At 57.5% G+C, this 12,095-nt stretch carries 8 protein-coding genes; 6 read left to right on the forward strand and 2 right to left on the reverse strand.

Translation table 11 applies throughout. From position 1 onward, the window contains the following. The first annotated feature begins 23 nt into the window (after window positions 1-23). Entirely contained in the window at window positions 24-6,005 is a 5,982-nt protein-coding gene (locus tag WG939_RS11830; protein ID WP_339986057.1) for a DUF5979 domain-containing protein, read from the forward strand. Beyond that, a complete protein-coding gene (locus WG939_RS11835; RefSeq protein ID WP_339986059.1) occupies window positions 5,977-6,897 on the forward strand; it encodes a class C sortase in 921 nt (306 codons plus the stop codon). Before WG939_RS11830 ends, WG939_RS11835 begins: the two co-directional genes overlap by 29 nt. Here WG939_RS11835 and WG939_RS11840 read toward each other — a convergent pair. Beyond that, the gene (locus WG939_RS11840; RefSeq protein ID WP_339986061.1) at window positions 6,894-7,880 is read right to left on the reverse strand and encodes an acyl-CoA thioesterase; all 987 of its coding nucleotides are present in this window, start codon (window positions 7,878-7,880) and stop codon (window positions 6,894-6,896) included. The genes WG939_RS11835 and WG939_RS11840 overlap by 4 nt on opposite strands. Window positions 7,881-7,938: 58 nt before the next feature. Here WG939_RS11840 and WG939_RS11845 point away from each other — a divergent pair, with 58 nt between their 5' ends. The 4 genes from WG939_RS11845 (at window position 7,939) to purM (ending at window position 11,730) form a co-directional block, all read left to right on the forward strand. Beyond that, on the forward strand, window positions 7,939-8,319 hold the full coding sequence (locus WG939_RS11845; protein WP_339986063.1) for a sterol carrier family protein: 381 nt from the start codon (window positions 7,939-7,941) through the stop codon (window positions 8,317-8,319). A 73-nt stretch (window positions 8,320-8,392) separates the two neighbouring features. Beyond that, window positions 8,393-9,109 carry a VIT1/CCC1 transporter family protein gene (locus WG939_RS11850; RefSeq protein ID WP_339986065.1) on the forward strand — a complete coding sequence of 239 codons (717 nt, stop codon included), beginning with the start codon at window positions 8,393-8,395 and terminating at the stop codon, window positions 9,107-9,109. 35 nt (window positions 9,110-9,144) lie between these two features. Beyond that, window positions 9,145-10,644, forward strand: coding sequence for an amidophosphoribosyltransferase (gene purF / locus WG939_RS11855; protein WP_339986067.1), 1,500 nt, complete (start codon window positions 9,145-9,147; stop codon window positions 10,642-10,644). A gap of 15 nt (window positions 10,645-10,659) precedes the next feature. Continuing rightward, on the forward strand, window positions 10,660-11,730 hold the full coding sequence (purM, locus tag WG939_RS11860; RefSeq protein ID WP_339986069.1) for a phosphoribosylformylglycinamidine cyclo-ligase: 1,071 nt from the start codon (window positions 10,660-10,662) through the stop codon (window positions 11,728-11,730). A gap of 98 nt (window positions 11,731-11,828) precedes the next feature. Here the strand turns inward: purM and WG939_RS11865 are convergent, their stop codons facing one another. Further along, entirely contained in the window at window positions 11,829-12,038 is a 210-nt protein-coding gene (locus WG939_RS11865) for a DUF3073 domain-containing protein (protein ID WP_339986070.1), read from the reverse strand. Between the last annotated feature and the right edge of the window lie 57 nt (window positions 12,039-12,095).

Here is a 12,095-nt window from a genome sequence, read left to right on the forward strand (position 1 = left end):
GATCGGAACAGAAAGGTAGGACTGTGAATTACTCGAAGAAAATGCAGCGTGTACTAGCTTTCTTCGCTGTCCTCTTTTTTGTGTTCGGTGGCCTCGTAGTTCCCAACAATCCGTTTTCTCTGCCTGCGCCGAAGGCGGAAGCTCAAGTAACCGGTTCGCAGTACAACATGGGCGACTGCAACTTCCGTAAGGGCACCGGTAGTTTGGCCTCACTTGGGCAGCAGCTGTGCTGGATTGATTGGACTGGTTTCCAGCTCTACCGAGACAAACCGCAGACGATCACCAAGAAGATCGGTCGTTATACGTTGACGTTCACGATGCGGGTAGTCAATACGGATGTGAACTCGACCATCCCGCTGATTACTGGCACGGATACGCCGTCCTTCCAGCCGGAGCGCGCAGTCTTTGCCAACCCATCAAACATTGCTACCCTCCAGGCCCTTGGCACGGACACCTTCTTGCCGTACAACAACTTTGATTCCAAGCCAATCTTGGACTTTGCCAACAGAGGTGCCTTTAACGAACGCGACTTGATGTTCAACATGGAAAACATCACGATCAAGGACGAAAACGGGAAGGTGGTTCCCAACTATTCCATCATGATGATGGATGCTGCAAACACCTACTCGGGCAGTACTGGCGAACTGATCTCCATGGAAAACCGAGAAGGCTCTGTTGGCTTGGTGAAGACGGTAACCCCAGCGGGCTTTATTCCGGCATGTTCCAATACCGCAGGGCAAACTGGGGCTATCTATGGTGTCGGTACCGAGCCGGTGAATGAATGGGGTAGCTCCTCAGGTGGTCGTGTTCGCGATTTCATTTGTTACCCACGTGGCTACAAAACCACCGACATCGCAAAACCAGGTTCTTATATCGTTACCGCTAAGAGTCCAAAGAATTTGGAATTCGGCACTTACACGGCATCGACGGGTTTTCAATCCATTGCTTTGGCGATCGATCTTGGACGTCTCGCGGGTGCCCTTGAGCCCGTCGATACTTCCTATGAACAAGCGGCTACTGGCCAGAGCACGTCATTCGACTTCAACATGTACGATCGCATTGGCACCACGGATACTCCGGTTCCTTCCTATTCGGGTCAGTACACGACCCAGCTACGTACCCTGGATGCCGGTGGTACGGTCCTCGACAGTTACGTCTTTAAATCCGTTGCTTCTGGAGCCGATGCTCAAAAAGCCTTGGAGCGTTACGAACCAATCTGGACCTGCGTCTTGAATGATGCCACTACCCAAACAATCAGGGCGGGCACTACGCCACCGAGTGGATTCACACTCACCAACAAGCCCGATTCCAGTGAGCTTGTCTTCACAAATCCGGACAACGTCCCCGTCAAATGCAATGTCACCTGGGAACCGCGCTTTGAACCGGCCGCGGTCTCATTGACAAAGAACGTCACCGGCACCGCCCGTCAGTTCGACGACGTCATTATACGTACCTACAACATGCGGTACACCTGCCAAGACGCCAATGGCTTTTCGACGGCTTACCCAGGCATCCCACTCACGGGCGTCATCCCTTTGATGAAAGGCGAATCAAAGACCACCACTAAGCTGCCGCAAGGACTGCAGTGCACTCTTACCGAGGAGTTTCCTGCTGACCAACCAAATCCAGGCCCCGGTGAGACTCACACCTTGACGTGGACAGGTGGTAATCAATCAGCTGATTCGCTGCCGTCGGTGTCCAAGGTACTGACTGCAGAAAACTCTCTTGTCGCCACCAACAACTATGACTACCGCGAGGGCACACTGACGCTGTCCAAGGAACTCGTTGGTGACCCTATGGGTGAACTCCCTGAAGGAACATCTCGGCCATACCAATTCGAAATCACCTGTTCAGGTACGTCGTACCAAAACCAAAATGTACAGCTAGACATTGTCCGTACCGGGACTATTGCTAATGGCAGCATCCAGATTCCAGGTATCCCAGTAGACCGGGACTGTACCGTCAAGCCACTCACCGGTTTGTCCGATGCGGAATCAAAGGTAGTCAAGTTCGATGGGCGGGACGTCACCTTTAACGGTGCCTCGGTGCCAAAGAACGCAGATGGCTCGTATTCCTTCAAATTGCCGGACTATCCGGCTGGAGGGACACCGTCGACAAGCGAAATGCACATTGTGGCGAACTACTCCTATCAGCTTCGTGACGTCAAGGTAATCAAGGAACTTGCAGGACCGGCTGCCTCCAACCCGACATTGGTGAAGTCTGATTTCACGATGAGCTATCGCTGCACGTGGGGGTCCGCATTGCCAAAGGAAGCCACCGGTACCCTTACGGTAAATGCCGATCCGCTCAAGAACTCAGCCGTCATTCCGGGAATCCCAGTGAGCGCTGACTGCATCATTTATGAATCTGGTCTTCCGACCGTCAATGAAGTGATCCTTGATAAGACGACTCTAAAGAGCGCAGACCAGAGCGACACCATCACTGAGCTGACCAATGAGCAGGCCCAAACGACCCCAATCCTAAAGGTAAGCAACTCGACTGATGCCGCCCAAAACCGAGTGCTGGTCACTAACACATACAGCCCGAAACTGGGCACCGTTCAGCTGAACAAGCAGGTCAATACCAATGGCATCACGGGCAGTCTGCCCAACACCTTCTCATTCACCTTCGACTGTGGCTCGCGTTCGGTGGTGCGTCCCGACGGCACCATTGGTGTGGTCCGACTGGTAGGAGATGTCACCGTCGATGGTGGCTCATCTACAACATTGCAGCTGAACTCCGCTGATGGGGCTTTGGTCAATGACCAGGCCGGAAGCCTCGGAGTTCCATACGGCAACACGTGTACCTTCACAGAGAAGGCACCTGACTCCGCCACCTATTCCGGCGTGGTGTGGGACGCCGATGACGAAAACGCGTCGCTGCAGGTGCAGGCCCCGACTAATACTGCGACGGTCACCAACACATTCACGCCTCTAGGGCAGGGACTGACCATCAAGCAGTACTCACAAAACCACGTTGAGTTGCAAAAGGACGTCACCTATTCGCTCACTTGCAACGATGCGCTTGGCGCGCCGATTGATCTTGGTGCGAATTCCACTCTTACTTTGTCCAGTGACAACTCCACGTTGACGATTCCATCGGCAAACCTGCCCAAGGGGGCCACGTGTGAACTAAGCGAGACCAGCACTGACGACCGAACGCGCGCGCTGAACAACGGCACCACTGGATCCTTCCCAATCACCCGATTCAGCACAGTGCGCTACGAGGAAGACACCACCACGACGCCAGTCACTAGCAGTTTCGACAACACCCAAAATGTCGTCGCAACCTTCACTATTGGTGACCAGTCAATTCTGGCGATCGATCACTCATATGACTACGTACGCGAAAATGTCAGCGCGACGAAGAACGTCGTGTTCGACCCAGCAACAGAGAAGTTCATTTCTGACGCACGCAAGCAAATCAAACGAGAACGAGATTTCGCCGTCACCATGAGCTGCGTTGGGCCGCTCGGCGGAAACCCAACGATCGTTTCCGGAACCGTCTCATCCGTGACCGGCGCCCTGGATTTCGGTACCCACGAAGTTGGATCCCGCTGCACCGCGACAGAATTGTCCACGACCACCGCGGATGGCGTCAGCGTCAAACAAGAGGTGACCGCCGGTGGCAGCACGGCTGAGCGCACGGTGGATTTCACTATCGCAAGTGGCGAGAACCCAGTGGTCTTCACCAACACCTTCGCCCGCATTCTCGGTGACGTCTTTGTCAAGAAGACAGCGCAGCTTCCGGGATCCATCCAAGCTCAGTATGACCAGGCAGGTCAGCTGATTCCGTTCCACACCCACAACTTCACTATGGAATGCCATGATCCGGAAACCGGAACTGGTGATGCCGGAGCGTTGCTGGGAACCTTTACCTCCACGATTTATGGCCCGAGTGACACGACGTTCCACGGCGTCCCTGTGGGAGCGGATTGCAAGCTCACTGGAGATCAATTCGGACAGCTCAATCTCAGCCTGACCGATGCCAACGGCGATCCTTTGACCGCGAACCTGCGCCCCAAGCAGGTGCGTTGGGTCGTGGATAAGAACGACGGCACCGCGTTTGTTGACACTGACTTGGCGGATGGCGAAACCACCTCCCAATACTTCCGCGTCATTGCCAACAGCGCAGACGGGGCGATCAACAACGAAGTTGAACTGGTCAACACCTACGACTACATCAAGACCAAGATCAAGATGACGAAGGAATTCGTCGGCAAGCCCGGTGACCTCGCGCTGCTTACCGACGCCACCGCAGTCGACTTCTCCCTACAGTGCAAGGGCGTAGGCTACACCTACTCGAACATCGGTATGGATGGCGATCAACTTGATCCGACGCTGGAAATGCCACAATTCGGGGAAGTTTTCACCGATGCCAACGGCAATGAGGTGCGGAAATACGCCTCGCCAGAGGTTACGGTGCCAACGGGCGCGCTGTGCAATTTCGAAGAGATTGAGACGCGCAACCTCCCACAAGAATTGACTAACACCCCGAATCCTAAGCTGATTGTCAAGGCTGCTTCCACCTCGGAATGGGTTGACGCGTCTAGCCCTGTGGAGTCCTACGACTTCGTCAACTCGATTAGTCGAAACACGACTCCCGTTGGGGTTTCGCTCACCCATGACGGGTTGATTTCTGCAGCTGATCCCGCTGGGTACAACGTCACGGTCACCTGTAATGACCCGTCTCAGACCAAGCAAACACAAACACTTTCCAAGGACGCGGCTGCCATCGGGCGAACGGTGTCTTCGCCAAGCGTGCCACCGGCCTTGTTGACCTTTGACCTCCCGGTGGGAGCGACGTGTTCCTTCGATCTGAATGGGTCGCCTGCCCTGGCTGCCAATCCATTGCTCGAAGTAACTGCAGGGGATCGTCGTCCGTTTACCCAGTTCAACAGCTGGCAAGGTGGCACGATGCAACGCACCGACCTGTCGAAGCTGTCGGACGCCACCGCAGTTGATGACTCCTATAAGTCGTACACCTATGACTTCACAATTCCGTCCGACGCTCCAAGCGATCAGTCGGTGGTAGTGGTAGCTGCGGAGACGTACTTCCAGCAGGACAAGGTGGATGTGGCATTCACCAAGGAAGCTGTCGGATATTCAGGAACGGGGACAAGCTTCACGTTTACTGAGCACTGCTCTGGAACGGAACAAACGTTTAGCCTCCAAGCAGGGGAGCAGTACGTGATCCCTAACGTTCCCGTGATGTCGACGTGCAACGTGACCGAGACGGACGACGGTGTCGCTGAATACGATGCCATGGTGTCTGTTTCCGAAACAGGCGCGCTGATCAACAACACACGGGTGCAAGAAGTCGTCGACCCGGAACTGCAAGCTAAGTTCAGCACTGTGCTCTTCGACGTCGGCAATGTAACAACGGCCAGCGACCTGACCACGGCAGGCCCAAGTTGGTCCCTCACTGCCCTCAACACCTTCCCAGGCATGGAGGTCGTGAAAACGATTGACGGCTCGCCGCTGAGCTCCATCACCGGAGGAATCGCAGACCTCGCGCTGATTCCGCACACGCAGGACACCATGAGATTCAACTACACCGTCAACAACACCGGTGCTTTTGACCTCCGCGATCTCAAGATCGTCGAGCGTGGCCTCGCAGGCATGACCGTCATCGTCGGCGGCACCGAAGTGCTTATCGACGACACAGGCACGATCCCAGCCAGCGTGTGTTCGATCTCTGGAACCACAGTGACGCCAGGACAATCGACGACCTGTTCCTTCGACGTGAAGATTCCAGCGCCACACACCGAGAACTTCTACTACACCCCTGACGACGGGCAGGTCTTCATTGAAGCACAATCCGATGCAGGCATCGTTAGCACGTCTGACAACTACGGTGCATTTAGGCCTATGGACTCCGTCGCGTGGCTGCTGCCAGAAACCGGCATGCAAACCCTCGTGTACGTCCTTCTCCTGGGCCTGCTGATTCTTGGGTATGGCCTCTACCGTTGGAAGCGTGAGCGTGACGAAGAAGAGCAAGAGTAACGGCCAAGGGGCGTCGCGAAGCAAAAAGCGGCGCTCCTGGCTGTGGCTGATGCTGGGAGCGCTACTGCTGCTATATCCAATTGTGGCGACGCTGTGGAACAACCACCTCATCGAGCAAAGAGCCCGAGACTACAGCACCCAGGTCAAGGACATTGAACCGCGGGAGGAAATTCTCCGACTACGGCGCGAGGCTCACGAATACAATGCCTGGCTCGAAGCACAAGGGCATCATGCCATGCCACCTGAGGAGTCTTCTCCGGGGTTTGATCGCTACATGAAGACGTTGGCGCCTCCGGAGACCAAAGGCACCATCGGTCGAATAACGATCGAGTCGATCGGCGTCGATCTTCCTATCGCGCACTCGACTAGACCTCAAGTCCTCTACCAGGGAGCCGGGCATATGTTTGGCTCAGACCTGCCGGTAGGAGGTAAGGGCAACAACGCAGTGATCACCGCCCACACGGGCATGGTCAATGCCTCAATGTTTGACCAACTTCCTGCTGTGAAGAATGGGGCGATCGTCAAAATTCAGGTGCTTGACGAAACCCTGTATTACAAAGTCACCGGCAGGAAAGTAGTCAAGCCAAACGAATGGCAAGATGTCACCTATGAGCACGGGCGAGACAAGCTGACACTTATTACCTGCACTCCCTACGGACTCAATACCGACCGTTTATTGGTCGAGGCCGAGCGCATTGAGCCGCCCTTTGAAGATCCGGGAGCGCACTGGAAACTGCCACTTTCGTGGTGGATGATCCTCGACCTGCTCATCCTGCTGCTGGTGTTCTTGTTCGTAATCCTTGGGGAACGCAGGCGTCGTCGCCGGAAGCGCCAGGAGTCCTCTGATAGGGATTCCAAGGCCCTGCCAACCGGCGACAGCGTAGGCGCCTAGTCCGTGTGATTCACCGGTCGCTGAGCCACGAGTGGCTGCGGTGAGTACTGTGCGCGCAGTTCGCGCAGGGTAGCTGCGTGCTCCCAGAGTCGCTTGTCTTCCTCGGTCACCGGGGTGAACTGACGAGCGTTGAGCGGATTGCCGTCGATGTCTACGGCCACGTAGGACACGGTTGCGTGGATGGCGGTCTGCAGGTTGGAGCGGCCACCACGTGGTGCGCCGGAGCGGACGTGAATCGAGGTTTGCATGCCTCGGGAATCGGTGCGGATCAGGCGGGCATCCACTTCGATCAGGTCGCCGATCTGAATTGGGCGGTAGAAGCGGATGCCACCGGCGTACACGGCGACGGTGTGTTCGCCGGACCATTCCATGGTGCAGGCTGCGCCTGCCTCGTCGATCCACTCCATTGCGGTGCCACCGTGGACCTTGCCACCCCAGTTCACGTCGGTTGGCTTGGCCAGGAATCGGGTGATCAGGCGTGGGGCGTCCGAAGGGCCGTCGTAGGTCTGCTTCTCCATTTCCGCTTCGATGGCGTTGCGCAGCTCGATACGGGAGAGCGCTGCTTGGTGCATGCGCACCTCTTCGGCGGTGGATGGCTCATAAGGTGGCACGGGGACGGTCGCGCCGGTGGCGGTGTCCTTTGCGACGAAGATGACCAGGCAGTCGCAGGCGCGCGTGAAGAGGCCATCTCGTGGGTCTGCGGAGTACACCTCGTTCACGATGTGCATCGAAGAGCGGCCTGTCATGGAAATCTTCGAGCGGACCTCCACCATGTGTCCGGAAGGGATGGGGCGGAAAAAGTGAATGTGGCCAACATATGCCGTCACGCAGTAGGTTCCGGACCACGACGTCGCGCACGCATACGCCGCCTTGTCGATCCACTCCAGCACACGGCCGCCATTGACACCGTGATTGCCGGCCATGAGAACATCGGTAGGAGCTGCGAGAAAACGAAGCGTAATTGACGGGGAACGATCAGGCATTGTCGGACTTTCCGGTCGGTTTTTGTTAGTAATGTCACTATAACCACTTGGAGGGAAGATGCCGAAAGCAACAGCTGATCCAGCCGAAACCCGCGCTGCGGTGCTTGCGGTCAAGGAGTGGGTGGAGGAGCCGGAGAGCGCGCCGAAGCCACCCAGAAGCTTGCTTGCCGACGCCGTCCGGCGCACCGCCCGCACGCTGGAGAAGATCGCGCCGGGGCACTCGGTGGAAGTTCGAGTTCCGCCGTTTGTGGCTATTCAATGCATCGATGGGCCACGTCATACCAGGGGAACACCACCGAATGTGGTGGAAACCGATCCGTTGACGTGGCTGCAATTGGCAACCGGTCAAATTGACCTTGACCAGGCGATTGCTGCTGGTCGAGTGGAAGCCTCTGGAACGCGCGCAACTGAGATTCAGCATTGGCTACCCTTGGTTTGACAAGCCTTACTTTGGTTGTGACCTGCGGAAATGTTGTTTAGGCTGGGGTAAAGCAACATATAAAGGAGACGCAATGTCTGATCACTCCAACGAGTTTTTCGAACCACACGCAACCGGAGTCAACTCCAAGCTGAACTGGCTGCGCGCGGGTGTGCTGGGCGCGAATGACGGCATTGTGTCCGTGGCAGGTTTGCTCATGGGAGTCGCGGCTGCCGGTGCTGGTTCTAAAGAACTGATGACAGCAGGTATGGCAGCAGTCGCCTCCGGCGCGGTGTCCATGGCGCTTGGCGAGTACGTTTCTGTGTCCGCACAGCGTGACACCGAGAAGCGTCTGGTGGCCAAGGAGAAGTGGGAGCTGGAGCAGTTCCCAGAGCACGAACACCAGGAGCTCGTCGGCATTCTGCAGGAAAAGGGCATGAACCCCGAGACCGCAGAGAAGGCAGCCACCGAGATGGAAGCGCATGATGCGCTGGCTGCCCATCTCGATATGGAGCTCGGCATGGATGCCGAGGAGCTGACCAACCCTTGGGTGGCCGCGGGTTCGAGCGCCGTGGCGTTCGTTGTCGGTGCGATGATCCCGTTCCTCTGCGCCATTTTCGCCCCGCTGAGTGCGCGAGTCCTGGTGATTCTGCTGGGTACCCTCGTTGCATTGACCATCACTGGTGGGCTCAGCGCCAAGTTCTCCGACTCCAGCAAGTCCCGCTCCGTTATGCGCCTGGTAGTCGGTGGAGCCCTCGCTTTGGCTGTCACCTACGGCATCGGTTGGGTCTTTGGTGTGTCCGTAGCATAACCGGAATGTGGTAGTTGGCCATTAGACAGGCTACGATGAACACCGTGGTAGACAACGGAAATTTTTCCCGCCCGGATCTTGATGACCACGGAGAAAACGCCCCTCGCGAAGAGTGTGGCGTTTTTGGTGTGTGGGCTCCCGGCGAAGACGTCGCAAAGCTCACCTACTACGGTCTTTACGCCCTGCAGCACCGTGGCCAGGAGGCCGCCGGTATCGCAGTTGGCGATGGCGACTCCATTGTCGTTTTCAAGGACCTCGGCCTGGTCTCGCAAGTTTTCGACGAACAATCCCTCGGAGCGCTCAAGGGCGACCTCGCGGTGGGGCACACCCGCTATTCGACGGCCGGTGGTGTCTCCTGGGAAAACTCCCAGCCGATGTTCCGCGTGACTCCGGACGACGTCGATGTCGCTCTCGGACACAACGGCAACTTGGTCAATTACCTTGAGCTTCTCGACGAAGCCACCAAGCTTGGCCTCGTTGACCCAGCGACGCACCCATCTGACTCCGACATCATGACCGCGCTGCTGGCTCACAATGCTCGTGATGGCAAGACTATCTTCGACTCCGCTCGGGAGCTGCTGCCTCGCATCAAGGGCGCATTCTGCCTGACTTTCATGGACGGCAAGAGCCTGTACGCGGCGCGCGATCCGCACGGCGTTCGCCCGCTGTCTATTGGTCGCCTCGACTCTGGTTGGGTCGTCGCCTCCGAGACGTGCGCCCTGGACATCGTTGGTGCAGCTTTCGTCCGCGACGTGGAACCAGGCGAATTGATCCGCATTGACGCAGCCGGTATTCACACTGTGCGCTATGCGGAATCAACCCGCAAGCTCTGCGTCTTCGAGCATGTGTACCTTGCCCGCCCAGACTCCGTCATTAATGGCCAGTCCGTTCACGCAAGCCGCGTGGAGATCGGTCGCCGTCTGGCCAAGGAATGGCCGGCAGAGGCCGACATGGTCATGCCAACCCCGGACTCAGGCACCCCTGCTGCGGTCGGCTACGCCCAGGCCTCCGGCATTCCGTTCGGCTTGGGTTTGGTGAAGAACGCCTACGTTGGTCGAACCTTCATCCAGCCAACTCAGACGATCCGTCAGCTTGGTATTCGCTTGAAGCTCAACCCGCTGAAGGGTGAAATCGCTGGTAAGAAGCTCGTCGTGGTGGATGACTCAATCGTGCGCGGCAACACCCAGCGCGCCCTCATTCGTATGCTGCGTGAAGCAGGAGCTGCGGAAGTGCACGTCCGTATCGCTTCGCCACCTGTGAAGTGGCCATGCTTCTATGGCATCGACTTCGCGTCCCCTGGCGAGCTCATCGCCAACAACGTGGACGGCTCCAACGAAGCCGCCATGGTCGAATCTGTCCGCGTGGCGCTTGGCGCTGATTCGCTCGGATACGTTTCGGTAGATGGCATGGTCGAGGCAACGGGCGAGCAGCGCGAAAACTTGTGCTGTGCGTGCTTCGACGGCAACTACCCACTCGGTTTGCCAGAAGGCAATGCCAACGCTGACCTTGTCCGCTCCATGCAGGAAAACAACTAATTAGGGAATCTTCCAATGACTGACAACAACGAACAAGTAACGTCCTACGCTGCCGCTGGCGTTGACATTGAGGCCGGCGATCGCGCAGTCGAACTGTTCGCGCCATTGGCAAAGCGCGCCACCCGTCCTGAGGTTCGCGGTAGCCTCGGTGGCTTCGCCGGACTTTTTGCACTGGGCAAGTACAAGGAGCCTCTCCTGGCTGCTGGCTCCGACGGCGTCGGCACCAAGCTCGCTGTGGCTCAGGCCATGGACAAGCACGACACCATCGGCATTGACCTGGTGGCAATGTGCGTGGATGACCTCGTGGTTTGTGGCGCTGAGCCACTGTTCCTGCAGGACTACATCGCTATTGGCAAGGTCGTTCCTGAGCACGTCGCTCAGATCGTAGCTGGTATCGCCGAGGGCTGTGTCCAGGCTGGTTGCGCACTTCTTGGTGGCGAGACCGCGGAGCACCCAGGCGTCATGGAGCCAACCCACTACGACGTGTCTGCAACCGCCGTCGGCGTCGTCGAGGCTGATGAAGTCCTCGGCCCTGATCGCGTCCGCACCGGCGACGTCCTCATCGCCATGAAGTCCTCCGGCCTGCACTCCAACGGCTACTCCCTGGCTCGCCACGTCCTCCTGGAAAAGGCTGGTCTGCCACTTGATGCCCACATGGAAGAGCTTGGTCGCACCCTCGGTGAGGAGCTGCTCGAGCCAACCCGCATTTACGCCAAGGACTGCCTGGCGCTGGCTGCTGAGTGCGAAGTTCACACCTTCTGCCACGTCACCGGCGGTGGCCTGGTTGGCAACATGGTTCGCGTGATCCCAGAAGGCATGGTGGCAGAGATGTCCCGCGCTACCTGGACCCCTGGTCAGATCTTCCGCACCATCGAGAAGCTCGGCACTGTTCCTCAGGAAGAGATGGAAAAGACCTTCAACATGGGTGTCGGCATGGTCGCTGTTGTTGCAGCAGAGGACCGCGATCGCGCCCTGGCGATGCTCACCGCTCGTCACATCGAGGCTTGGGAGCTTGGAACCGTTCGCGCCGCCACCGAAGGCGAGACCGAACGTGCAGTACTTACGGGTACCCACCCAGACGCATAGCAGCTGTAAGGGCTACCAATAGGTAGCCCAACACTTTAAGCGAGGTAAGAGTCCGAGTGGATTCTTACCTCGCTTAATTTTTCGCTGATGTGCAGGCGCTAGCGGCGTCCTGCTCCAGGAGTGTCGTCCCAGTCATCCGCCCAGTCAGCGTATGGATCCTCATAGCTGTCGGATTCCTGGACGGAAGAGTCATTCGAAGACTTTCCTGCCAGTTCACGCTGGAGCTGATCGAGATCCATCTCCGGCGTGTTGTACTTCAACTGACGAGCAACCTTGGCTTGCTTTGCCTTGGCACGGCCGCGACCCATGGCCTGACCCCCTTGGAGTAAACGGGGCGAACGAAAACTCGTCGCCCCAGGGCTTGA

The organism is Corynebacterium sp. H130, assembly GCF_037572395.1.
In the GTDB taxonomy this organism is placed as follows: Bacteria; Actinomycetota; Actinomycetes; order Mycobacteriales; family Mycobacteriaceae; genus Corynebacterium.

Excerpts from the sequence above, each read along its gene's own strand:
- WG939_RS11850 (WP_339986065.1), top strand. The coding sequence starts at position 8,393 with ATGTCTGATCACTCCAACGAGTTTTTCGAACCACACGCAACCGGAGTC.
- WG939_RS11865 (WP_339986070.1), bottom strand. The coding sequence starts at position 12,038 with ATGGGTCGCGGCCGTGCCAAGGCAAAGCAAGCCAAGGTTGCTCGTCAG.
- purM (WP_339986069.1), top strand. The coding sequence starts at position 10,660 with ATGACTGACAACAACGAACAAGTAACGTCCTACGCTGCCGCTGGCGTT.
- WG939_RS11845 (WP_339986063.1), top strand. The coding sequence starts at position 7,939 with ATGCCGAAAGCAACAGCTGATCCAGCCGAAACCCGCGCTGCGGTGCTT.
- purF (WP_339986067.1), top strand. The coding sequence starts at position 9,145 with ATGAACACCGTGGTAGACAACGGAAATTTTTCCCGCCCGGATCTTGAT.
- WG939_RS11840 (WP_339986061.1), bottom strand. The coding sequence starts at position 7,880 with ATGCCTGATCGTTCCCCGTCAATTACGCTTCGTTTTCTCGCAGCTCCT.